The 22,310-nt window shown below is 62.9% G+C and carries 24 protein-coding genes and 2 pseudogenes; 7 read left to right on the top strand and 19 right to left on the bottom strand.

What is annotated here, in order from left to right; translation table 11 throughout:
- Nucleotides 1–6 precede the first annotated feature (6 nt).
- Nucleotides 7–513, bottom strand: a complete 507-nt coding sequence (locus BS630_RS18200; protein ID WP_077978497.1) for a MarR family winged helix-turn-helix transcriptional regulator — start codon at nucleotides 511–513, stop codon at nucleotides 7–9.
- A 150-nt stretch (nucleotides 514–663) separates the two neighbouring features.
- Nucleotides 664–1,434, bottom strand: coding sequence for a siderophore-interacting protein (locus BS630_RS18195; protein WP_077978496.1), 771 nt, complete (start codon nucleotides 1,432–1,434; stop codon nucleotides 664–666).
- 312 nt (nucleotides 1,435–1,746) lie between these two features.
- On the opposite strand from BS630_RS18195, the pseudogene BS630_RS38015 reads away from it, so the two are divergent.
- Nucleotides 1,747–1,977, top strand: a pseudogene (locus BS630_RS38015) (O-methyltransferase); the annotation flags it as partial.
- A 121-nt stretch (nucleotides 1,978–2,098) separates the two neighbouring features.
- Nucleotides 2,099–2,494: a hypothetical protein gene (locus BS630_RS18185; RefSeq protein ID WP_077978495.1), complete on the top strand. Its 396-nt coding sequence runs from the start codon at nucleotides 2,099–2,101 to the stop codon at nucleotides 2,492–2,494.
- Nucleotides 2,495–2,499: 5 nt separating this feature from the next.
- On the opposite strand, the gene BS630_RS18180 is transcribed toward BS630_RS18185, so the two are convergent.
- Complete coding sequence (locus tag BS630_RS18180) at nucleotides 2,500–3,192, bottom strand: GntR family transcriptional regulator (protein WP_077978494.1); 693 nt, start codon at nucleotides 3,190–3,192, stop codon at nucleotides 2,500–2,502.
- Nucleotides 3,193–3,562: 370 nt separating this feature from the next.
- Here BS630_RS18180 and BS630_RS18175 point away from each other — a divergent pair, with 370 nt between their 5' ends.
- Nucleotides 3,563–4,345: an alpha/beta fold hydrolase gene (locus BS630_RS18175; RefSeq protein WP_077978493.1), complete on the top strand. Its 783-nt coding sequence runs from the start codon at nucleotides 3,563–3,565 to the stop codon at nucleotides 4,343–4,345.
- Between the two features lie 129 nt (nucleotides 4,346–4,474).
- Here BS630_RS18175 and BS630_RS18170 read toward each other — a convergent pair whose 3' ends face one another.
- A complete protein-coding gene (locus tag BS630_RS18170) occupies nucleotides 4,475–4,957 on the bottom strand; it encodes a methyltransferase family protein (protein WP_077978492.1) in 483 nt (160 codons plus the stop codon).
- 219 nt (nucleotides 4,958–5,176) lie between these two features.
- Here BS630_RS18170 and BS630_RS18165 point away from each other — a divergent pair, with 219 nt between their 5' ends.
- On the top strand, nucleotides 5,177–5,569 hold the full coding sequence (locus BS630_RS18165; protein WP_077978491.1) for a VOC family protein: 393 nt from the start codon (nucleotides 5,177–5,179) through the stop codon (nucleotides 5,567–5,569).
- Nucleotides 5,570–5,661: 92 nt separating this feature from the next.
- Here the strand turns inward: BS630_RS18165 and BS630_RS18160 are convergent, their stop codons facing one another.
- On the bottom strand, nucleotides 5,662–7,179 hold the full coding sequence (locus tag BS630_RS18160) for an epoxide hydrolase family protein (protein WP_183594407.1): 1,518 nt from the start codon (nucleotides 7,177–7,179) through the stop codon (nucleotides 5,662–5,664).
- Nucleotides 7,180–7,221: 42 nt separating this feature from the next.
- Nucleotides 7,222–7,893, bottom strand: coding sequence for a TetR/AcrR family transcriptional regulator (locus BS630_RS18155; RefSeq protein ID WP_077978490.1), 672 nt, complete (start codon nucleotides 7,891–7,893; stop codon nucleotides 7,222–7,224).
- A gap of 93 nt (nucleotides 7,894–7,986) precedes the next feature.
- Between BS630_RS18155 and BS630_RS18150 the strand changes: the two genes are divergently transcribed.
- The 3 genes and pseudogenes from BS630_RS18150 (at nucleotide 7,987) to BS630_RS18140 (ending at nucleotide 10,374) form a co-directional block, all read left to right on the top strand.
- Nucleotides 7,987–8,607, top strand: a complete 621-nt coding sequence (locus BS630_RS18150; protein WP_077978489.1) for an NAD(P)H-dependent oxidoreductase — start codon at nucleotides 7,987–7,989, stop codon at nucleotides 8,605–8,607.
- Between the two features lie 83 nt (nucleotides 8,608–8,690).
- A complete protein-coding gene (locus BS630_RS18145; RefSeq protein ID WP_077978488.1) occupies nucleotides 8,691–9,650 on the top strand; it encodes an acetylxylan esterase in 960 nt (319 codons plus the stop codon).
- A pseudogene (locus BS630_RS18140) lies at nucleotides 9,647–10,374 on the top strand (esterase family protein). Before BS630_RS18145 ends, BS630_RS18140 begins: the two are co-directional and overlap by 4 nt.
- A 19-nt stretch (nucleotides 10,375–10,393) precedes the next feature.
- On the opposite strand, the gene BS630_RS18135 reads toward BS630_RS18140, so the two are convergent.
- The 13 genes from BS630_RS18135 to BS630_RS18075 all read right to left on the bottom strand — a co-directional run bounded on the left by BS630_RS18135 (nucleotide 10,394) and on the right by BS630_RS18075 (nucleotide 22,246).
- Nucleotides 10,394–11,386, bottom strand: a complete 993-nt coding sequence (locus BS630_RS18135) for a dihydroxyacetone kinase subunit DhaK (protein ID WP_077978487.1) — start codon at nucleotides 11,384–11,386, stop codon at nucleotides 10,394–10,396.
- Between the two features lie 52 nt (nucleotides 11,387–11,438).
- Nucleotides 11,439–11,846, bottom strand: coding sequence for a hypothetical protein (locus BS630_RS18130; RefSeq protein ID WP_020050423.1), 408 nt, complete (start codon nucleotides 11,844–11,846; stop codon nucleotides 11,439–11,441).
- A gap of 1 nt (nucleotide 11,847) precedes the next feature.
- A complete protein-coding gene (locus BS630_RS18125; protein ID WP_077978486.1) occupies nucleotides 11,848–13,452 on the bottom strand; it encodes a putative PEP-binding protein in 1,605 nt (534 codons plus the stop codon).
- A complete protein-coding gene (locus BS630_RS18120; RefSeq protein WP_077978485.1) occupies nucleotides 13,436–13,792 on the bottom strand; it encodes an HPr family phosphocarrier protein in 357 nt (118 codons plus the stop codon). Before BS630_RS18120 ends, BS630_RS18125 begins: the two co-directional genes overlap by 17 nt.
- The gene (gene dhaM, locus BS630_RS18115; protein WP_077978484.1) at nucleotides 13,792–14,190 is read right to left on the bottom strand and encodes a dihydroxyacetone kinase phosphoryl donor subunit DhaM; all 399 of its coding nucleotides are present in this window, start codon (nucleotides 14,188–14,190) and stop codon (nucleotides 13,792–13,794) included. The genes BS630_RS18120 and dhaM overlap by 1 nt, the downstream gene beginning before the upstream one ends.
- The gene (gene dhaL, locus BS630_RS18110) at nucleotides 14,187–14,801 is read right to left on the bottom strand and encodes a dihydroxyacetone kinase subunit DhaL (RefSeq protein WP_077978483.1); all 615 of its coding nucleotides are present in this window, start codon (nucleotides 14,799–14,801) and stop codon (nucleotides 14,187–14,189) included. Before dhaL ends, dhaM begins: the two co-directional genes overlap by 4 nt.
- Before the next feature lie 52 nt (nucleotides 14,802–14,853).
- Nucleotides 14,854–16,494: a dihydroxyacetone kinase subunit DhaK gene (locus BS630_RS18105; protein ID WP_077978482.1), complete on the bottom strand. Its 1,641-nt coding sequence runs from the start codon at nucleotides 16,492–16,494 to the stop codon at nucleotides 14,854–14,856.
- A gap of 53 nt (nucleotides 16,495–16,547) precedes the next feature.
- Entirely contained in the window at nucleotides 16,548–17,576 is a 1,029-nt protein-coding gene (locus tag BS630_RS18100) for an ABC transporter ATP-binding protein (protein WP_077978481.1), read from the bottom strand.
- Nucleotides 17,569–18,666 carry an ABC transporter ATP-binding protein gene (locus BS630_RS18095; protein ID WP_077978480.1) on the bottom strand — a complete coding sequence of 366 codons (1,098 nt, stop codon included), beginning with the start codon at nucleotides 18,664–18,666 and terminating at the stop codon, nucleotides 17,569–17,571. The genes BS630_RS18100 and BS630_RS18095 overlap by 8 nt, the downstream gene beginning before the upstream one ends.
- A gap of 3 nt (nucleotides 18,667–18,669) precedes the next feature.
- A complete protein-coding gene (locus BS630_RS18090; protein WP_077978479.1) occupies nucleotides 18,670–18,882 on the bottom strand; it encodes a hypothetical protein in 213 nt (70 codons plus the stop codon).
- Entirely contained in the window at nucleotides 18,879–19,832 is a 954-nt protein-coding gene (locus BS630_RS18085; RefSeq protein WP_017960896.1) for a carbohydrate ABC transporter permease, read from the bottom strand. Before BS630_RS18085 ends, BS630_RS18090 begins: the two co-directional genes overlap by 4 nt.
- Nucleotides 19,829–20,797: a carbohydrate ABC transporter permease gene (locus BS630_RS18080; RefSeq protein WP_077978478.1), complete on the bottom strand. Its 969-nt coding sequence runs from the start codon at nucleotides 20,795–20,797 to the stop codon at nucleotides 19,829–19,831. Before BS630_RS18080 ends, BS630_RS18085 begins: the two co-directional genes overlap by 4 nt.
- 123 nt (nucleotides 20,798–20,920) lie before the next feature.
- A complete protein-coding gene (locus BS630_RS18075) occupies nucleotides 20,921–22,246 on the bottom strand; it encodes an ABC transporter substrate-binding protein (protein WP_077978477.1) in 1,326 nt (441 codons plus the stop codon).
- Nucleotides 22,247–22,310: the final 64 nt, after the last annotated feature.

Here is a 22,310-nt window from a genome sequence, read left to right as displayed (position 1 = left end):
CCGCGATCACGATATCCCCGGTTCGCCCTGCGTTGACCGCAGGAGGTTGTCGCGCAGCGTCGTCACCGATTTCTGCACGACGGGAAAGTCGTCGCCGAGGCCGGTGGCGCCAAGCAGCGCATCGCCGGGATCAGTTTCAACGAGTTGGCGCCCTGCCGGCGTCAGGCTGACCCGCACCTGCCGCTCGTCGGCGGGATCGCGGTGACGGGTGATATAACCATTCGACTCCAGCTTCTTGAGGATGGGCGTCAGCGTGTTGGATTCGAGAAACATCTTTTCCCCCAACACCCCGACGGTCTGGTCGTCCTCTTCGGAAAGGGCCACCATGGCGATATATTGGGTATAGGTCAGGCCAAGTTTGTCCAAGATCGGCTTGTAGGCGCGGCCGAAGGCGAGATTTGCCGAATAGACCGCGAAGCACAGAAAATTGGAAAGTTTCCTTCCTTCCTTACCCGCCTGCGGGGAGGAGGGTGCAGGCGTGCCAAGCTGTCTTGCGGTTTTAGATGCGGGCATGACTTCATCCTATCCAGGCTCTGGGTACTAGGACTTATATACATCGTATCCGATTAAATCGCAACCGCATCGGGGCGGCTATTTTCGAAACAACCTCTCCCGGCCGCCGCCCCCAGCTTCAGGAGCGCCGGCTCGCCGGCGCCTTGCCGCCTAGCCGAATTTCTCCGTCGTATCGGCCTTGCCGAACACCCAGTAGCCGGATGCCTTGATCCAGCCAAGTGGGCAACCTCGTTCCAGCAGGTAGGCGCGGATATCGCGCGTCACCGACGCTTCCGCCGCGACCCAGATGAATGTTTCCGGCTGGATATCGACCGTACTCAACAGTTTCAGCACGGCAGTGGCATCGGTTGCCTGAGAGAGAGGCCGGTACACCCAGTGGAGATGCAACTCGGCTGATGTCTCGAAGGTCTGCTCTTCCAACGGGCCGGTGACGGCTGCGATTGTGGTGACGACGGTTCCGGCGCCGCTTTCCTCGATCCGGCGGCCGATCGCCGGCAGTGCCGTTTCGTCGCCGATCAGCAGCCATCGTTTTACGGTCTCCGAGACCACGGCGGAGCCCCTTGGACCGCCGACCTCGAGCCTGTCGCCGGGTTGTGCATTGATCGCCCATTGGGTTACCGGGCCTGCCTCATGCAAGGCGAAGTCGATGGTCAGTTTTCGTTTGGCATTGTCGTAGCGGCGCGGCGTGTAGTCACGGCGTTCTTCGCCGCCATCGGCGGCCGGTACGAAAATCTTGATGTGGTCGTCGGGCGCAAGGCTGATGAAATCGCCAAGATCGCTGCCGGACAATGTGATGCGGCGCATGCCGGGGGTGATGTCGACAATGCTTTCGACCGCCAGGGTGCGCCGTCGCGTGTCGTGACGGACCCGTTCGATGCCGGGGGCCGGTGAAATCTGATCTGTGAGTTGATTGTTATCCATGTGTCCTTCCGGGGCTTCTGAAGCTCGATCCGCAGGACACAGTCGCGCAGATCGAAGCCGCAAAGCCGTTCGATCATACGCGTTGAGTGACGTTAACGCTTACGTGGCCGGGTGACCCGGTCATTGATGGCATGATGTAGACGACGGCGGCCGCATGTGCAACGGCAAGGGAGCCAGCAATGTCGATGATTGCCAAAGTTTAACTTTTCGGCGCCGTTCCGATTGGGCAATGATCGGCCGATCAGCGGTTATGGAGAAGACGATGGACCGCAGAATCCAGGACGTGCTCAACATCTATCACGCGATGAGCCTTCCCAGGGCATCGACTCCGTGCTGTTGGATCTCTGGAAGGATCTCTACCTCCACTGCCTCTAAGCCTTCTACCCCAAGCTCAATCCGGGCGCGATCATTGTCGCCGACAACATGCTGCGCCCGGGAGGCGATGATCTCAAACGCTACGGGCAAGCCGTTCGTGCCAAGCCGGGGATATCAAGCGTGCTGCTGCCGGTCGGCAGCGGGCTTGAGGTTAGTCGGTTCGATTGAGGCTGAGGTGAGATCAGCGGTCATTTTGTTTTTTGGTTGCAGAAAAAAAGATGACACGTTTGAAGCTAATTTCCGACACTTTCCCGATCAAAACTCCGCCATCGCGAGCTTTGGAGATGTGATGTCGGGCATTCTGATCGCCACCCTGTTGGCAACGGTTTCAGCAAAGATTCCTGCCAGATTTTCCAGCGGTGACCTGCTCTATTCTGACTGCGGCGGCTCCCGGCAGTTTGTCGTCGGATATGTCGCGGGTTGGTTGGACAAGTGGAACCGGGACGAATATTTGGCCCGCCGTATTTTCACCGAAGTCGTTCCTGCGCCGAAAGCAATGGTGAACTCGGCGTATTTCGCCAACTCCGTTGGGGTAAACGTCTGTGTGCCGGTTGGAACGACCGCGGAAGCAATCGGCAATACGTTGTGTACATTCCTCGAAGAGAATCCCGGCATTCGCGAGGCCACCGGCGACGAGCTGATGACGACCTTGATTGCCTATAAATATCGCTGCCCCGTGCCGTAAGAACGTCAAACTCCCCCCGGCTTGTTGGTTTCGATGAAACGGCTGAGCGAGGTGGCGGCGTTCAGCATGTGGGCGCGCATGCGCCGGGATGCCATCTCACCGTCGCCTTCGGCGATCGCCCGCATGATCGCCTCGTGTTCGTCTCGGGATCGGCGGAGCCGTTCGCCCTGGCGCAGCTGCGTGCGCCGGAAGGCATTCAGGCGGTTGCGCACAGCGATCGCCTGTTCGGCAAGGAAGCTATTGTGGGTGGCGTGATAGATGGCTTCATGGAATTGGCGGTTGAAGCTGTCATAGGCATCGAAATTTCCGGCTTCGACGGTCGGCTCTGAGAGATCGTGCAGTTCGATCAGGTGGCTGCGCTCCAGCGGTGTCATGCGGTAGGTGGCGAGCCTGACACATACGGCCTCGATTTCGGCCACCGTTTCGAACATCTCCATGATGCGCTCCGGCGTCATGCGGGCGACGACGCCGCCGCGCCGGGCGCGAAGCTCGACGAGGCCGCCCGCCGCCAGCTGACGCAGCGCTTCACGAACCGGCGTGCGGGAGGCGCCGAAACGATCGGCAAGCTGCTGTTCATCCAACGCTGCGCCCGCCGCCAGCGTGCCGGTGGCGATCTCGTCGGTCAGGGCGTTGCGAATGCGGTCGGAGAGCAACCCGCGATCATCGCCGTCATCCTCGGTTTCAAAACCATTCGCCATTCCGTTATCTCCGATCTGTTTCAACATCGACGGCTCGATCGATCGTGTATGCAAATGCGATTGATGCGCCCGCTTAGCGTATACACTTATGGCATCACGGAGGTGTTACGTATTCAATAATTGACTTTATATCGGATGGGAATAATAAATCCCCAGCAAGCAGGCTTCTGCATACACGAAGCCCCTTCAAATACCGATTTGAATACGGCGGGAGCCGCAACGCGGCGAAGGCCGACGCCTCGCGCCGGGCAAAGCAAACCGTGCCGACATGGCATCACAGACCAACCGATTTTGACTTGGCTTCGGGTCTTCGGTCCCGAGCCGACATGCTTTTGATCCTTCAATTCCTGGACGCACAAGGAACCAGATCATGATGATGAACAGACGGACTTTCTCGGCTGCCCTTGTTGCCGGCGCCGCCGCTTCTCTGCTTGCTACCCGCGGTATGGCCGCGACATCCGCTTCCGTTAAGGCGCGCAACGTCGTGCTGGCGCACGGGCTGTTTGCCGACGGCTCGTGCTGGACCGAGGTGATCGCGCGCCTGCAGGCGGCCGGGCTCAATGCCACGGCGGTGCAGAACCCGCTGACGACGCTGCCTGAGGCGGTCGCTGCCGTGAAGCGGGTGCTCGACCGGCAGGATGGCCCGACGGTTCTGGTCGGGCATTCGTTTTCCGGCATGATGGTCACTGAGGCCGGCGTGCATCCGAATGTTTCGGCGCTCGTTTATGTCGCTGCACGCGCCCCGGATGCCGGCGAGGATTATACCGCTCTCGCCAAAACCTTCCCGACGCCGCCGGCTTCCGCCGGCATCGTCTTCGACGGCGATGAGGGACGCCTCAGCGAGGCCGCCTTCCTGCGCGACTTTGCCGGCGACCTACCGGAAGCCAAGGCAAAGGTGCTCTATGCCGTGCAGGAACCGTTCCAGAAGGCGCTGCTGACAGGCAAGACGACGCAGGCGGCCTGGCGCTCGAAGCCAAGCTGGTATGCCGTTTCCACCGAGGACAGGACGATCAACCCGGATCTCGAACGCTTCATGGCCAAGCGCATGGGGGCGAAGACGATAGAGGTGAAGGCCAGCCACCTGTCGCTGATCTCCCACCCTGACGAGATCGCCCGGCTGATCATCGAGGCGGCGGGGCAGAACACGAACTGATCCCAGCGGCCGGCGAAGCGGCGATGCCGTTTGCCGGCTTGCTTTGGCGATGGCCATGATGCCGCGAGGGTCGTGTCTCGACCCGTTCCGTCATTTCGGGTTTCAGCAGGTCGACGCTTCTTCGTCTCGCTACAGCCACCGCCTGATGCGGGCCTTGTAGGCGAGATAGACGTCACCGAATTTCCGCTCGAGATAGGCCTCCTCGCGGGCGACCACGCCGTAGCGGATGACGAGGTAGAACGGCACCAACAGGATGATGAGCCACAGGCTGTCGAAAGCGATTGCGAGGCCGATGAGGCCGAGGAACATGCCGATATAGATCGGGTTGCGCGTGAAGCGATAGGGGCCTTCGTCGACGATCGTCGTCGTCGGCCGGCTGAGCTGGACCTGTGTCCCCGCCCGGCGGAAGGTTGCTGCCGCCCAGATCAGCAGCGCCAGGCCGGCGAGGAACACGATGCCGCCAAGCTCGCCGGCAGGCATGGCCGCCGGCAGGAGCGGCAGCGCATAGAGCCAATCGAGCGCAAGCCCGGCGGCGACCGTCAGCGCCCAGGCGATCGGCGGCCGCACCGCCGCGCCTGAACTGTCGCGCAAATTGCCGTTCGCCTCGTTCATGCCACCCCCTCCGGTCTCCCGGTCTCTGGAATTCCAGCGCATGGGGAGCGTGTTTCGTACCATTTGTCGTGGCCCCTCCACCGGTGGAGTCTACCTCGTTTCGAGAGAGATTTGAAGGCGGAGAGGCGCGGTCAAAGTTCGGAACAAGAGGCGGCCGCGGGTGTTAACCCGGCGAGCCTGCATCGAGTTTGCAGGCCCCTTCGTTTGCGAGAAACCACTATGGCCATCCACTTCAATCATACCATCCTGTCGGCTCACAACAGCAAGGCCTCGGCAGATTTCCTGGCCGATATGTTAGGACTGCCGGCGCCGAGGCGCTGGGGGCCGTTCCACATGGTCACGACCGACAACGACGCCAATCTCGACTATATGGAAACGGAAGGTCAGATCGTCCGCCAACACTACGCCTTCTTGGTCGGTGACGCTGAATTCGAGGCGATATTCAATCGAATTCGCGAGCGGAACCTGAGCTACTGGGCCGACCCCGGTCAGCGGAAGCCTGATGAGACCAATGACCACGACGGTGGGCGCGGGGTCTATTTCGAAGATCCGAACGGCCATCTGCTCGAAATCATCACGCGTCCCTATGGCAGCGGCGGCTGGAATCCGTGAGCTTGGCGCCAAAGGAGGCGACCCCGGTGCCGATCACGGACAATCATACCAGGCGGCGGCATTCCCTGATCGGCGAGAGGCCGCCGCTCCTCTCATATCGGTCTGCGCAGCGGCCTGAACGCTGCTCGAAGCTCGGCGGAGAAGAGCTCCGGCTGCTCCCAGGCGGCGAAGTGGCCGCCCTTGTCGACCTTGTGGAAATAGATAAGGTTGCGATAGGCGCGACGGGCCCATGTCTCCGGGGCCTGATAGCTCTCCCCAGGAAAGACGGTGATGGCGACCGGAAGCGCGATCTTGGAGGTCTTCTCCCCGGCAGCAAGGACGGGACTGCGCCCGCCGCCATATTCCCAGTAGATCCGGGCCGAGGAAGCGGCGCTGTTGGTCAACCAGTAAAGCGTGATGTCGTCGAGCACCTCGTCGGGAGACTTTTCGGGATCGCTGCTGTCGTAGGTCCAGTGCGTGAAGCCTGGATGACCGAGCGTCCATGCCGCAAGGCCGGCCGGGGAATCCGATATGGCGTAGCCGATGGTCTGCGGCCTCGTGCCCATCATCGTGGCATAGGACCTGTTCCCCATCTTGGCTGCGGCGCTGAGGGCATCGAACGCCGCGCGTTCCTCGGTGGAGAGTCGCTGCGGCGCCGGCCCGCCCGCGGCGAGCACCGCGGCAACTTCGGGCGGCACGACAGCCGGCAGGTTGATGTGGATGCCGAGCAGACCTTGTGGCGCGAGCCGTGCCATCGCGCCGGAGACCGGCGAGCCCCAGTCGCCGCCCTGGGCGACGTAGCTGCTGTAAGCGAGGCGCTTCATCAGTTCCGCCCAGGCCCGCGCGATGCGGTCCGGCCCCCAGCCGGTGCCGGTCGGCTTGCCGGAGAAGCCATAGCCCGGCATCGACGGAATGACCACGTCGAACGCATCTTCGGCGCGTCCGCCATGAGCGGTCGGATCTGTGAGCGGGCCGATGATCTTGAGGTTTTCGAATACCGATCCCGGCCAGCCATGGGTGATGATAACGGGCAGGGCATTCGGATGTTTCGATTGGACGTGAATGAAGTGGATGTCTATGCCGTCGATCTCGGTGATGAATTGCGGCAGCGCGTTCAGCTTCGCTTCCGCCTTTCGCCAGTCGTAGCCGGTGCCCCAATAATCGACGAGCGGCTTGATCTTTTCGAGCTGTATGCCCTGCGACTGGTCGTCGACCGTCTCGCGTTCGGGCCAGCGTGTTGCCAGCACGCGCCGGCGAAGGTCGAGGAGGTCCACCTCGGGAGTGTCGACGCGAAACGGGCGGATCGCATCTCCCGTGGCAGCCGATGCCGGATAGGACGGAAACAGGCTGGTCGCGCCCGCGGTGGCGATCCCGATCGCCGCGGTGGTCAGGAACCTGCGCCGGTCGCGGTTCAGGGATTCCGAGCCGGCACTTGTGAGCATTTTGAAGAGCATGGTCATGGCATTGTCTCCTTTGAAGCAGACGCCTTGGGCAACTTCGATGAGTTCGGCCGTCGTCAGAATAGCATGGGCGCAGGTCGGGCCGTTCAGCTTGTGCGCAGCATGCATCATTAGGTGCGAGAAGACGGCCGTCGCGTCGCTCGCCAGGGTCGGGAAATAACCGAGTTCCATGGCGAAGCCGGCGGTGGATTCGATACAGGTATTCCCGCCGGATCATCTTGATGCGAGGCCGGCCGTATTGCGCAGGTGATCGGGATGCGTACCGCCGCCCATACTTCTCTCCACCATCGCGACGATGGTTTCGAAGAGTTCGTTCTTTGCCTCGACGGCGGTGATGTCGCCCGACGCGGCGGCATAGGAGAGGGCTTCGGCAGCACCGAGCATGGCCCAGAGGCCGGGCGCGGCGATCGTGCCGGCGCCGGCGAAGGGCGAAAGCGCAATGCGGCATTTCTCGATGAAGACGGCCTCATATTCGCGCTTGATCCTTTCGAGTTCCGGCGAGCCAGCGAGCGCGGCAATGACGCCGGGGATTTCGCGGCCCTGGAGAAGCACGCAGTCGACATAGGAGGCGGCGATGACCGCGGCCCGGTCGGCGAGAGATGGCTGGCTTGCCGCAAGGGCTGCGTCCATCACTGTCGTCTGGCGGGCGTCGAATTCGCGGTAGAGCGCTGCGAGCAGGCCGGGGCGGGTTTCAAAATGATCGTAGACCACGGGTTTCGTCACGCCCGCCTGCTCGGAAAGCCGGCCAAGGGTCAGCGCTTCCGTTCCCTCGTCGCGGGCAATCTGCCAGGCGACGTCGAGAAGCTGGCGATGCCGGTCCTGCCGCGACAGGCGGCGGCGCCGCTGCGGATCGGTCGGCTGATCTGTTGTTTCGGCGCTTGACATCACTATATACCAAAAGTAACTTACTGAAAGTAGCTTACCAAAGGTATACAGCCCGCGACTTCCGTCCGCAATCATTCAAAAGGAGTTTTTGCCATGCACGCGCTCATCGTCGTCGCGCATCCCGATCCCCGGTCGCTCACCCACGGCGTCGCCGCGCATCTTGCCGAGGGTATCACGCTCTCCGACGCCGGCCATTCCGTCGAGATCGCCGATCTCGCGGCCGAGGGCTTCGATCCCCGGTTCACCGCGGCCGATATCGCCCTGCATCTGAGGGAAGGGGCGCTGCCCGCCGACGTTGCCGCCGAGCAGGCAAGGATCGACCGCGCCGATGCGCTGGTGCTTGTCTATCCCGTCTACTGGTGGTCGATGCCGGGGCTGCTCAAGGGGTGGATCGACCGGGTGTTCACCAATGGCTGGGCTTATGACGATCGCGCGGATGCCGGGCTGGTGAAGCTGCTTGGCCGTCTGCCGGTGCATCTGGTCGGCATCGGCGGCGCCGATGCCGGGACCTATATGCGGCACGGCTATTTCGGCGCGATGAAGACGCAGATCGATCACGGGATCTTCGACTATTGCGGCGCCCGCGTCGTGACATCCGAGTTCATGCTCGAAGCCGGACCGGACCATGCGACCGCCCATCTCGATGCGGCGCGCGCCATCGGCCGCAGGCTCTTCGACATATCCGGGCAATGCGAGGCGACTGACGCCGCGTAAAGGTTTCCGGCATTCAAGCAAGGTTTATCGGCTGGCGCGGGCGAAGCCTTGCGCCGCCAGCTTTTTCACGAGACAAGCCTTGGATGAGCATTCCCAAGACACATCCCTTCGATTTCGACCCGACCTATGGCATGCAGCTCGATGAGCTTCTTGCGGTCAAGCCGCCCGAGGCGCCTGAAGGTTTCGACGATTTCTGGAGGGCGCGGTATCTCAAGGCGTTGGCGGTCGATCCGCAGCCAGTACTGCGTCGAAGCAAGATCGCCCATCCCGATTGGCATGTGCTCGATCTCGTTTATATCTCGACCGGTTCATACAGGATCGGCGGCTGGCTCATCCTGCCGCGTCAGGGGGAGGTGCGGCGCGGCCTCGTCGTCGGGCATGGTTATGGCGGGCGGGATCGGCCTGAATTCGATCTGCCGGTCGAGGAGACGGCGGTGCTCTTTCCCTGCTGCCGCGGTTTGTCGCTCAGTGCCCGTCCACCGATTTCTGAGAACCCCTCCTTTCATGTGCTCCACGATATCGACAAGCCTGATAGCTACATCATCGGCGGCTGCGTCGATGATATCTGGCTTGCCGTCTCGACGCTCACGGGTCTCTATCCTTGGCTCTCGGGGCATATCGGCTATAGCGGCATCAGCTTTGGCGGCGGCATCGGGGCGATGGCGATCGCTTACGACCAGCGCATCGATCGCGGCCATCTGGCGCTGCCGACCTTTGGGGATCAGCCGCTGCGACTGACGCTGCCGAGCGTCGGCAGCGCACAATCGGTGCAGGAATATCATAAGAAACACCCGGATGTGCTTGGGACGCTTCGCCTTTACGATGCGGCAAGTGCTGCTTCCCGGATCAAGGTGCCGATGCTGACGGCGGTTGCGCTGTTCGATCCTTCGGTCGCACCACCCGGCCAGTTCGCTGTCGCAAATGCGATACCGAAATTTAATGAAATCTTCATCCTGGATGCCGGGCATTTCGATTACCCTGGAAGTGTTGAGCAAGAAGCGGTTCTCCGCGAAAAGATCGGACAGTTTTTCAGGGTGCCATGAACCGCGAATATCTGCGCTGGTACAGTCAGCGCCTGCATCGAGTCATGGAGATGCTGGTGTTCGGCCATGCCGGCGCCAAGGTGCTGGTTTTTCCGACGCGGGACGGGCGTTTCTTCGAATATGAACAACTCGGCCTAGTCGCCAGCCTCGCCGACAAGATCGAGGCCGGCCAGCTTCAACTCTATTGCATCGAGGGGCTGGCAACCGAAACTTCTATGCCTTCCACCACCATCCGGCAGAGCGCATCCGCCGCCATAGCGCCCTGGAGGAATATATCCTCAACGAAGTGCTGCCGCTGATGGCGGCGAAGAATTCGCATGACTGCACCATCGTGCACGGCTGCAGCCTCGGCGCCTTCCAGGCGGCGAGCCTGTTCTTTCGTCATCCGCATCTCTTCCGCAAGCTCGTCGCTTTTTCCCGCCGCTACGACCTGACGATGAAGGTGGAATCCTTCGGCGACCTGTTCGACGGCTATTGCGATGACAGCGTCTATTTCCACACGCCGGCGCATTTTCTTCCAGGGCTCGGCAGCGACTGGCGGCTCGACAGGCTGCGCGAGAGCGATATCGTCCTCACCATCGGCAACGCCGACCCTTTCCTCGACAACAACCGCTATCTGAGCCGCCTGCTCGGCGAGAAGAATATCGGCCATCAGTTGCATGTCTGGGATGGACGCGGCCACCGCGCCGGCGCCTGGCGGAAGATGGCAGCGCTTTACATCTGACTGACTTGTTGGGACGCGGTCACAGCCAATGCAGTGCTGCGGTCGCCACTGGCGCGTCCCAGAGGGCGATCTCCTCGTCGCTCAGCAAAGCAAGGGTGACCGACAGTCCCTGCATGTCGAGCGAGGTGACGTAGGTTCCCACAAGCGAGCGCTCGATCGGAATGCCGCTTTCCTCGATGAAGCGGCGGGCGCCGTTGTAGGCGAGGTAGAGTTCGGCCGGCGGCGTACCGCCGAGGCCGTTGACGAAGAGCAGTGCTTTTGCGTCCGGCGTCACTGCGATGTCGCCGGCGATGGTCTCGCAGAGATGGCCGATGATCGCATCGGCGGCGGCGAAGGGCTGCCTGGCATGGCCGGGTTCGCCATGGATGCCGACGCCCATTTCCATCTCGCCAGGTCCGAGCGCAAACGTCGTGCGCTCGGTCTGCGGCACCGTCACGCCGTTCAGCGCGACACCCATCGAGCGGATGCGGGTGTTCAATCCCTTGCCGAGCTGCTTCAATTCGGCAAGCGACATGCCGCGTTCGGCCGCAGCACCCAGGAGTTTTTCGACGATCAGCGTTCCGGCAACACCGCGCCGGCCATTGCCTTCGCCGGACCATGACGTCTCGATATCGTCGCTGACGACGACCATGTCGAGGCTGTGGCGGTCGCCGGCCATCTCGATCGCCATTTCGAAATTCATCAGGTCGCCGTCGTAGTTCTTGACCACAAGCAGGCAGCCGGCGCCGGTATCGGCCTCTTCGATCGCGGCAATGATCTGGCTCGGTGTCGGCGAGGTGAAGATATGGCCGACGCAGGCGGCATCCAGCATGCCGTGGCCGACGAAGCCGATATGCATCGGCTCATGGCCGGCGCCGCCGCCTGATATAAGCGCCACCTTGCCAGGGGTGAGATGGCGGCGGCGGATGCATCTGCGCTCAGGCCCGAACACCACCAAGGCCTCATGGGCGCGCACGAAGCCTTCGACGCTTTCGGCGACCATGGTTTCCGCAGTGTTCATGAACTTCTTCATCAAGCCCCTCCCCAAGGCCAAAAGCGTTACGTTACGTTAAGCGGCCTGCTTGTCATTCCGCACCCGATATCGCGACGATCTTCTGCACCAGATCGGAGATCGCCTCTTCCAGCAGGCGATTTTTCCTGTCGTCGCCGAAGTCGGGCACCATTAGCGACAGGTGACGCAATCTCTCGGAATGGCCGAGGTCCGGCAGCTTGCCGGGATGGGCGGCCTGATAGGCTTCGAGAAAGCGCTCCTGTTCGGCGGCGCTAAAATGGCAGACGCGGACGATCGTCGCGAGATGGCGCGCCGGCAGCGGCGTTGCATAGGTCGGGCTGGTGATCTGGGTGACGAAGCTGCGATGTTTTCCAAGCGCCGTCGCCAGGCGCTGGCGCGTGCCCGATGGCCTGTTGTCGATGATCTGCGCCAGAATGGACTTGTAGGCGATAATGGCGTCTTCGGTGTCTTCGCGCGCCATTTTACTCTCCGGCTGCCCTTGTGCCATCGGCGTTGAGGCCGATGATCGCCGATCTTATCGCGGGACGTCGGGCCGGCGCCACGGAAAAATGCCGAAGACCGGCGGCAAGCAGCCCAGGCAGATAGCTCGGATTACCGGCCATGTCGCCGCAGATGCTGACCGGCTTGCCGGCGGTCAGCTTCACCGCCTGGGCAATCAGCCGGAGCACGGCGGGTGCCGCCTTGCCGGCATCGGCGTCGGTATCGTCGCGGGCGGAGGCGGCAAGATATTGGGTGAGGTCGTTGGTTCCGAACGAGAAGAACGCCGCCGCCCCGAAGGTGTCGAGCATCAAGGCGGCGGCCGGCACCTCGACCATCATGCCGATCGGCGGCATCCGGTGAAGCAGGGCGCGGCGGCCGAGCTTTTCGGCTTCCTCGCGGAACAGCTCGCGCATCCTGTCGATTTCATCGGGAAAGGTCACCATCGGCAGCATCACCGAAAGCCTGCCGAAGACGGCGGCGCGCAGCAGGGCGCGGGCCTGGACGCGGGCGATTTCTGGCCGGGCAAGCAGCAGCCGGATGCCGCGCAGGCCGGAGGCGAGAGCCGGCAGGTCTTCCAGGCCGGCGAGCGGCTTGTCGCCGCCGATATCGAGCATGCGGATCGTTACCGGCCTGTCGCCCGCCTGCTCCAGCACGCGGCGATAGATCGCCAGCTGCCGTTCCTCATTGGCGGCATCGGCGACCGAGGTGATTGAAAATTCCGAGCGCATCAGGCCGACGCCTGCCGTTGCCGGATCGAGCGCGTCGATCTCGGCGGGATCGTTGATGTTGATCGAGAGCAGGATCGGCACGCCGTCGGCCGTGCGCAGTTCGCCGCCGGTGGTTTGCGTGTCGCCGGCGGGTTCTTGTGCAGGCACCAGGGGCGGGATGAGCATGCTGCCCGCCTGCAGGATGACCGCACCGGCGTTGCCATCCACGCTGACAGGATCTCCGTCTGCGGCTGAAAAGCGGCCGGTGCCGATCACCATCGGCACCGATTTCGCCCGGGCTAGCAGGGCGACATGGCCGGCGGTGCTGCCTGCGAACAGCGCAATGCCGCCGCCTTTCGACCAGTCATGGGCGAGAAAGCGGCTCGGCTCCATGTCCTTGCCGATAAAGACCGAGCCGGGCGGGAAATCGGCGATCGGGGTGCCGGCGAGTGCGCCCAGCACACGGTTCTTGATGTCGAGAATATCGACGGCGCGCGCCCGCATCTGCTCCTCGTCGGCCGCCTCGAGTTCACCGATATAGGCGTCGAGGGTGGCGACCCAGGCGAAGACGACGTTCTCGTCGGCTTCCATGCGCGCGCCTGTCGCTTCCGCGATCGAGGGATCGCGCAGCACCTCGATCTGGAAATCGATGATATCCCGGCTTTCGGCATCGGCTCCATCGGCAAGGTGCTCGAGTTCGCCGATTGAGATGTCGATCGCCTTCTCCAGCGCGCCGTATCCACCGACGGCTTGGGATGCAGGGGCGGCGTCCGGCCGCTCGGCAGCGGAAGGAGCCTTCGGCTCCTCCGCGAGAAAGGCCGGGCCGGATGCGATGCCCGGGGATGCGCTCTTCGCTTTCAGTCTAAGCGGTTCGGCCATGTTTCTTTTCCTCATCGAAGTTGCGCTCGATGAGTTCCTTCAGCGCGCGGATCGCCTCTTCGGCGAGGATGCCGTCGGCGCGGATCCGGAGGATCGACCCTTTTCGGATTTTCGCACCCATGATCTTGATGATGCTCTTGCCGTTCAGCCAGACGTCGCTGCCGTTGACGGCGATTTCGATCGAACAGGGGAAGGACTTGGCAAGCCGCGTGAAGGTAACGGAGGGGCGGGCATGCAGCCCGACGCCGTGCTTGACTTCTACCTCCGTCTGGCAATTCACCTTAAATGGCTCGGGCAATGGACCGGGCTCCTGTTTTTCACTACGCAATCCGCTCGTCATCAGGGGGACAGTTCCTCGGCTGTGGCGACGACCTTGGCCAGCGACGCGCCCCCCGACGCTTCAGCGGCGGCGATGACGGCGCCTTCGACCAGCGGCGCGTTGCAGATGGAGACGAGGGCTGAGCGGGGAAGGCCCAGCATTTCGATCGCCATTTCGCTGTTGGTTTCGGCGCCGCCGAGATCGACGAAGACGGCGACGCCGGCATCGGACCAAGCCGCCTCCATCGCCCTCAGGATACCGGCGGCATCGGTGCCGAGTTCACCGTGGACGTTGCCGCCCGACCAGGCGAGCGGCACGCTGTCGCCCACCATCTGCCTAACCATGTCGGCGATGCCCCGTGCCACCAGCGGCGAGTGGGAGACGATCACGATACCCACATTTGCGGTCTTCCCATTCATTGCGGACGGTGCTCCCCGAGATAGCGGCAGATCGCCGTGGTCAGCAGCGCGCAGCTCGACGCGCCGGGATCGACGTGGCCGATCGAGCGGTCGCCGAGATAGGCGGCGCGCCCGCGCATTGCTTTCATCGCCGCAGTCCTGATGGCGGAGCGTTCGGCCCTGCGGGCGACGTCACCGAGCGGCGACTGTTTGGCGAGTGCCGCATGCACGGGATAGAGTACGTCGAGCAGGGTCTTGTCGCCGGCATGCGCGCGCCCGCGTCTTGCCACAGCGTCGATCGCCTGTTTCAGCACCAGCGAAAAATCGGCCGTCTCCTCACTCTTGCGAAGCTCGCGGCCGATCTCCATCAGGAGCGTGCCGTAGAGCGGCCCGGCCGCACCGCCGACATTCATCACCAGCGTCAGGCCGATCTTTTCCATGGCGTCGGGGAAGGGCAGGCTGGACAGGCTTTCGCCTTCGGCGCTCACTGCCTCGCAGCCGCGCCGCATATTGGTTCCGTGGTCACCATCGCCGATGGCGCGATCGAGCGCGCAGAGATGATCGCTGTTTTCAGCGATCGTCGCGCGGCACACTTCGATTAATCCTGCCAAAAGCACCGGTTCCGCCTGCACTGCCGTCCTCCCTGTCGCCGCGCCTCCCGCGGGCTTTCAAACTCTACTCCGGTCAGGCGAGGCTTGCCACCACGCCGAACGCGCCGGCAACCGCGACGGCACCCGGATCGGCAACGCCCGCCAGAGCCCTTTCGCCGACATAGGAGGCGCGTCCGGCTCTGGCCTTCATCATCGTCTTCGTCGATTCGGCGCCGGCTGCCGCGGCCCTTGCCGCGGCGGCGACATCGCCGGATGCGAGCGCCTGCAGGGCCGGCGACAGCGCATCGACCATCGTCCGGTCGCCGACTGCGGCTCCACCATAGAACGTCATCCTGTCGAGCCCGGCAAGAAGGGCGGCTGATATATCGGCCTTGTCAGCCATCGCCTTTGCCGCGGCGGTGAAGAAGATCGACAGCAGCACGCCACTCGATCCGCCCATGCTGGTGCCGAGGATATCGCCGAGCGAGGCAAGCGTTGCCGCCGGCCGGTCGAGCGGCAGCGTGTCGAGGCGGGCCAGCACGCTGCGGGCGCCCGTCGCCACCGTCGAGCCGGTATCGCCATCGCCGACGCGGCCGTCCAGGCGGTTGAGTTCTGTTTCCTGCGAGATCAGATGCTCACAGAGCGCCGTGATCAGACGCCGGTTGCGGAGATTATCCCCGGCCACTGGCGCGCCGTTCAGTCCGGCTGATGTTCTCGGTGCGGCGATGACCTCGATCTCGTGGCGTTCGACGGCCGGCATCCAGGCATGCGGTTCGACCGCTGCCGTCAGCGCTGCCTCACGCACGGCGTCCAGCCGGATCAGCGACAGCGAGAAGCCGTTCATGTTGAGCGCCGTCATCATCGGCGCCGGGCCGATGATCAGCCGGACGCGGCGGCCAAGCGGCGAGGACAGCACGGCATTGGCGATGACGGTCATTTCGAGCGGCGGCACGGCGCCGAGATTGTTGATCAGGAGGGCATGGTTTCCGCCTTCGAGCAGAGTCGGGGTGAGGCGCGCCACCATGGTGGCGACGATGTCGGCGACCGGCTGCAGCGTGATGCGCTCGACGCCGGGCTCGCCATGGATGCCGAGGCCGAGTTCGCCTTCGTCCTCACCGAGACGATCCTCATGGGCCTGGCCGGGCACGCTGCAGGTGGAGAGCGACATGCCGAGCGAGACGATGTCGCCGGCCGCGGCCGCGGCATGGCTTGCTACCGTCTTCAGGTCCTCGCCTCTTTCGGCGTGATAGCCCGCGATCTTGTGGACGAACAGCGTGCCGGCGACGCCGCGCGGCTGGTTGATGCCAGGGATGGCGATATCGTCGGCGACGATGACCATCTCGACGTCGAAGCCTTCGGCGCGCGCCTTTTCGGCGGCGAGGCCAAAATTCAACCGGTCGCCGGTGTAGTTCTTGACGATCAGCAGGGCACCCTTTTCGCCGGCGACGGCGCGGATCGCCGTCAGCACGGCATCGACGCTTGGCGAGGCAAAGATTTCGCCGGAGACGGCAGCGGTCAGCATGCCCTTGCCGACGAAGCCGGCATGCGAGGGCTCATGGCCGGCGCCGCCGCCGGAGATGATCGCCACCTTCGACTTGTCCCAGTCCGCGCGCAGGATCACCTTGATGTCGGGAAAGCTGTCGAGGCGGGCAAGACGACCCTTGCTGCTCGTCAGAAGCAGACCGTCCAAGGCTTCGGTGACGATGCTTTCCCTGCGGTTGAAGAAGTGTTTCATCGATTGAGACCCGTCTGTTTGTTTTTCATGCCGTCATCATGTCTGTTTGCCGGTCAGGACAGGCGCTGTCCAGCCGCATCGAAATAAAGCGGATCGCGCAGCGTCAGGCTGATCCGGTCGCCCGGCGCGATCGCCAGATATGGATCTGCAAGTGTGACGAGCTTGTGATCCCGCGCGGGCTGCTTGGGATCGGCAACCCTGATGTGCAGATGGTTCTGGTCGCCCAGATGCTCGATCCAGTCGATCTCGGCATTAGCGTCCTTGCCGACAATGATGTCGAGATGCTCCGTGCGCGCGCCGACGGTTTTCGTGCCGGGCGGCGGTGCGCCGCCCGGCAAGAGGTCCGCCGGCAGAAGATTGATGTGCGGCTGGCCGAGACGGGCGGCGACATGCAGGTTGGCGGGATTGCCGTAGATCTCGCGCGGCGTTCCGACCTGCATCAGCCGTCCCTCGGCAACGATGCCGATGCGGTCGGCCATGGTCATGGCTTCCACCTGGTCGTGGGTGACATAGAGCAGCGTCGAACCGAGTTCCTTCTGGATGCGCTTCAGCTCCAGGCGCAGTTCGGCGCGCAGCTTGGCGTCGAGCGAAGACAGCGGCTCGTCCATCAGGTAGATCGCCGGCTTGCGCACAAGAGCCCGGCCGATCGCGACACGCTGCATCTCGCCGCCGGAAAGGCGCGTCGAGCGGTTCTCCAGCTTGTGGTCGATCCGGACCATGCGCGCGACTTCGCGCACGCGCCGGTCGATCTCCTGGGGGCTCAGCTTGCGGACCGGCGCCTTCAGCGGGAAGGCGAGGTTCTCGTAAACCGTCATATGCGGATAGAGCGAATATTGCTGGAAGACGAAGGCGACGTCGCGTTCGGCGGGGGCTTCGGCGGCGACATTGCGGCCGCCGATCTCGATGCCGCCGCTATCGGGCTTTTCGAGGCCGGCGATCAGCCGCAGCGTCGTGGTCTTGCCGGCGCCTGTCGGACCGAGCAGCACGACGAACTCGCCGTCGCGGATCGAAAGATCGAGGTCAGCCAAAGCCTGGGTGTCGCCGAAGCGCTTGGCGAGGTTCCTGAGGACGACATCAGCCATGCCGGGTCTCCTGATAAAGCGAGGATGGCACCGCGCGGCCGGATGTGCAGTCGAAGAGCGCGAGTTTCGCCGGGTTGAATTCGAGGCCGACCCTTTCGCCGATCTGGAAGCTGCGATTGGCGGGAACGCGGGCCTTGATCAGCCCACTCTGTGTTTCCACGGCCACGACCTGGTTAGTGCCGAGATATTCGCTGCCATAGACGGCGCCGCGAAGCGCCGAGGCGTCGCTGAAGCGGATATGCTCCGGCCGCACGCCGAGCGCCAGCTCGCTTTCGGCCATGTCCTTATGGATCTCGGGAACGGCGACATCGACGCCGTCGAGCAGGATGGAACGGTCGCCGTTTTTCAGGCCGGAGGTGAAGCGCATGAAGTTCATCGGCGGCGAGCCGATGAAATCGGCGACATACATGGTCGCGGGCTTGGCATAGATTTCCTGCGGCGTACCGAATTGCTCGATGACCCCATGGTTCATGACGGCGATCTTGTCGGCCATCGCCATCGCTTCATGCTGGTCATGGGTGACGTAGACGGTGGTGGCGTGGATGCGGTTGTGCAGTTCGCGCAGCTCGTGAACCATGATCTCGCGGAACTCGGCGTCCAGCGTGCCGAGCGGCTCGTCCATCAGGAAGCACTTCGGGCGGCGAACGATAGCACGGCCGAGCGCCACGCGTTGCCGGTCGCCGCCGGCAAGGCCGGAGACCGAGCGGTTTAGAATGTGGTCGATCTGCAGCAGGCGCGCGGTCTCCTCGACGCGCTGACGGATTTCGGCCTTGGGCATGCCCTGCGACAGCAGCGGGAAGCCAATGTTCTTGCGCACGTTCATATGCGGGTAGAGCGCGAAGAGCTGGAAGACGAAGGCGATGTCTCGGGCGCTGGCGCGGTTGAAGGTGACGTCCTCGCCATCGAGATAGATCTTGCCACTGCTCGGCAGCTCGAGGCCGGCGATCATGCGAAGCGTCGTGGTCTTGCCGCATCCTGATGGACCGAGAAGCGCCAGGAACTCGCCGTCATGGACGGTGAAGCTCGAATCCTCGACGGCGACGAAGCTGCCGAATTCCTTGCGGAGATTTTCAATCCGGATGCCCGCCATGGTTCACTCCGGGAATTTCGAGACGATGATGAACATGACGGTGCCTATGAGCAGGGTCACCAGCGAATAGGTGTAGAGCACCAGCAGGAAGGGCTGGAACAGCATCAGGAAGCCGAGCCCGATCAGCACGGTGGCGATGGTCTCCATCGGGCCGCGGCGCAGGAAGAACGGCCGTTTCGGGCGGGCAGGGGCTGACGTTTCGATCAGATGGCTCATTTGCGGACGGCTCCGAAGGTGATGCCGCGCAGCAGCTGCTTGCGCAGGAGAATGGTGAAGACGAGGATCGGGATCAGGAAGATCGTCGTGCCGGCGGCGACCGCCGGCCAATCCTGTCCGCCTTCGCCGATGATCGTCGGGATAAAGGGCGGCGCGGTCTGGGCCTCGCCCGAGGTCAGAAGCGCGGCGAAGGCATATTCGTTCCAGGCAAAGATCAGGCAGAAGATCGCGGTCGCGGCGATGCCCGTCGTTGCCTGCGGCAGCACGACCTTGCGGAAGGCCTGCAGTCTCGTATAGCCGTCGATCATCGCCGCTTCCTCGTATTCGCGCGGGATTTCGTCGATGAAACCCTTGAGCAGCCAGACGGCGAGCGAGACGTTGACGGCGGTGTAGAGCAGGATCATGCCCAAGGCCGTGTCCGACAGGCCGAGCTCTCGGTACATCAGGTAGATCGGAATGGCGACGGCGATCGGCGGCATCATCCGCGTCGACAGGATGAAGAACATCAGGTCGTCGGCGAGCGGTATCTTGAAGCGCGAAAAGCCATAGGCGGCGAGCGTGCCGAGGAAGACCGCGAGGAAGGTGGAGCCGAAGGCGATCACCAGTGAATTGACGAAGCGCGGCAGGAAGTTCGACGGGCCGGCGATCACCATGTTGCGCTTGCGCGTCACCTCATCGCAGGTGCCGACCGGCGCCGGCAGCGAGGCGATATAATCAGGCGTCTGCCGCGTGCGTGTCGTGAACAGATTGCAATAGCCCTCGAGCGACGGCGTGAAGACGATCTTCGGGGGGTAGCTGATCGAATCCGGCGGCGACTTGATGCTGGTCAGGAAGATCCAGACGAGCGGGATGAGGGTGATCAGCGCATAGAGAACGACGATGGTGCCGGCGATGCGTTTGCTGGACAAGCTCGGTTCGACGACCGAATGGGCGGAGTTGGCGGCGCTCATCGTTGTTTCACCTTGTTCAATGCCTTGACGTAGATGTTGGCGAGGCCGAATACCGCGACGAACAGGATGATGGCGAAGGCTGAGGCCCGGCCGGTCGCCCAGCTTTCGAAGGCAGCGCGTTTCAGCGTGATCGAAGCGACCTCGGTGACCGAGCCCGGCCCGCCGCCGGTGAGCAGCGTCACCATGTCGAACATCTTGAAATTCTCGATGCCGCGGAAGAGCACCGCGAGCATGATGAAGGGCAGGGCCATCGGCACGGTGATCGACCAGAACTGACGCCACGGGGAAGCGCGGTCGACCTCGGCCGCCTCATAGATATAGTCGGGGATCGAGCGCAGGCCGGCAAGGCAGATCAGCATCACATAGGGCGTCCACATCCAGGTATCGACGATGATGATCGCCCAGGGCGCCAGCGTCACATTGCCTAGCATCTGGATATCCGATGTCGGAATGCCTGTGACCAGCGACACGGCATAGGCGAAGAGGCCGATCTGCGGCTCGTAGAGAAAGCGCCAGAAATTGCCAACGACAGCCGGCGACAGCATCATCGGGATCAGGATGATCGTCGTCCAGAAGGCGTGGCCGCGAAACTTGCGGTCGATCAGATAGGCGAGCGTGAAGCCGATCACCGTCTGCAGCACGATTGTCCAGAAGACGAAATGCGCGGTGGTCTGCATTGCCTGCCAGATGTCGGGGTCGTTCAGAACGCGCTGGTAGTTTCCAAAGCCGACGCCCAGGACCGGCGCATTCGGCCGGTTGGCGCGGTAATTTGTGAAGGAGAGATAGACCGCCCAAAGCAGTGGGAAGATATTGATCGCCAAGAGCAGGGTGATGGCAGGCGCAATAAACAGCCAGGCGATCGCCCTGTCGGAGAGGCCGCGGACGCGCCGGGCGACCGAGGAGGGCGTTGCCCTTGCAGTCACATCGGCTGCCTTCTCGACGATGGAGGATTGGGAAATAGTCAAGTTTTCACCTGGTATTTTTGGGGTACGGGGTCTTTTGGGGTATGAGAGATCTGGCGGCCCGGCTCGTCTGCCGATCCGGGCCGCCATCCTGTCGAGGATGGCGCGCATCAGGGATGCCGCGCGTCAGATCTTGCCGTCGTCCTTGAAGACGTCGCTCCAGTCCTTCACCAGGCCGTCGAGCGCTTCCTTGGAGGTGCCGTTGCCGGCGACCACGTAGTTATGGACGCGCTTTTGCATGGCCTGCAGCAGCGAAGCGTAGCTCGGATCTGCCCAGAAGTCCTTGACGATCGCCATCGAGTCCAGGAAGGCCTGGGCATAGGGCTGGCTCTTGGCAAAGCTCGGCGCGTTGACGACGGAGTTCAGGCAGGAAAAACCGCCGAGTTCCCACCACTTGGCCTGCACGTCGGGCTGTGCGAACCACTTGATGTATTGCAGGGCGGCATCGCGCTTGTCGGAGTAAGAAACCACCGAGATGCCCTGGCCGCCGAGCTGGGCGAAGTGGACCTTTTCAGCCGGATTGGGGAAGAAGCCGATCCTGTCGCCGCCGACCTTCTCGTCCTTGTAGAGGCCGGGCCAGGTGAAGGCGAAGTTCATCTGCATGGCGACTTGGCCGGATTTGAAGGCGTCGGCGGATTCGACCATGTAGACGTTGGAGCTGCCGGGCGGGGTGCAGCAATCATAGAGGGACTTGTAGAATTCGAGGCCCTTGACTGCGTCGTCGGAGTTGACGAAGCCTTCCATGTCATAGGGCTTCTTCGGGTTTTCGTACTGGAAGCCCCAGTCATAGAGGACGTTGGTCACGCCCATGGTGATGCCTTCGGAGCCGCGCTCGGTATAGATCGAGGCGCCGTAGACGGTCTTGCCGTCGATCTCACGCTTCTGGAAGAATTCGGCGATCTGCTTCAGCTCGTCGTAGGTCTTCGGCGCCGCGAGGTCGTGGCCGTATTTCTCCTTGAATTCCTTCTGCAGTTCCGGCTTCTCGAACCAGTCCTTGCGGTAGGTCCAGCCGACGACGTCGCCCATGGCGGGCAGCGCCCAGTAGTTCGGGGTGTTCTTCGGCCATTCCGAGTAACCGACGACCGTCGCCGGCACGAAGTCATCCATCTTGATGCCTTCCTTGTCGAAGAAGTCGTTGAGCTTAACGTAGTGGCCGTTCTCGGCCGAGCCGCCGATCCATTGGCTGTCGCCGATGATGAGGTCGCAGAGCTTGCCATGGGAATTCAGCTCGTTGAGGAAGCGGTCGGCATAACTCGTCCAGGGAACGAATTCGAACTTCATCTGCGTGCCGGTCTTGGCGGTGAAATCCTTCGACAGCTCGACCAGCGCATTGGCGGGGTCCCATGCGGCCCAGCACAGCGTCAGTTCATCGGCTTTGGCGAGATTGGGCAATGCCGACGACATGACGAATGCCGTGGCCAGCCCGAAAAGGGCTTTCGATGTTTTCTGCATAAGTTCCTCCCAGAACCAAGGGCCGGCTCCCCGCCGGCGTCGCATGTTCACCCACTTCAGAGAA

Source organism: Rhizobium laguerreae (assembly GCF_002008165.1).
Classification (GTDB): domain Bacteria; phylum Pseudomonadota; class Alphaproteobacteria; order Rhizobiales; family Rhizobiaceae; genus Rhizobium; species Rhizobium laguerreae.
This window is presented reverse-complemented; position numbering and strand designations above follow the sequence as displayed.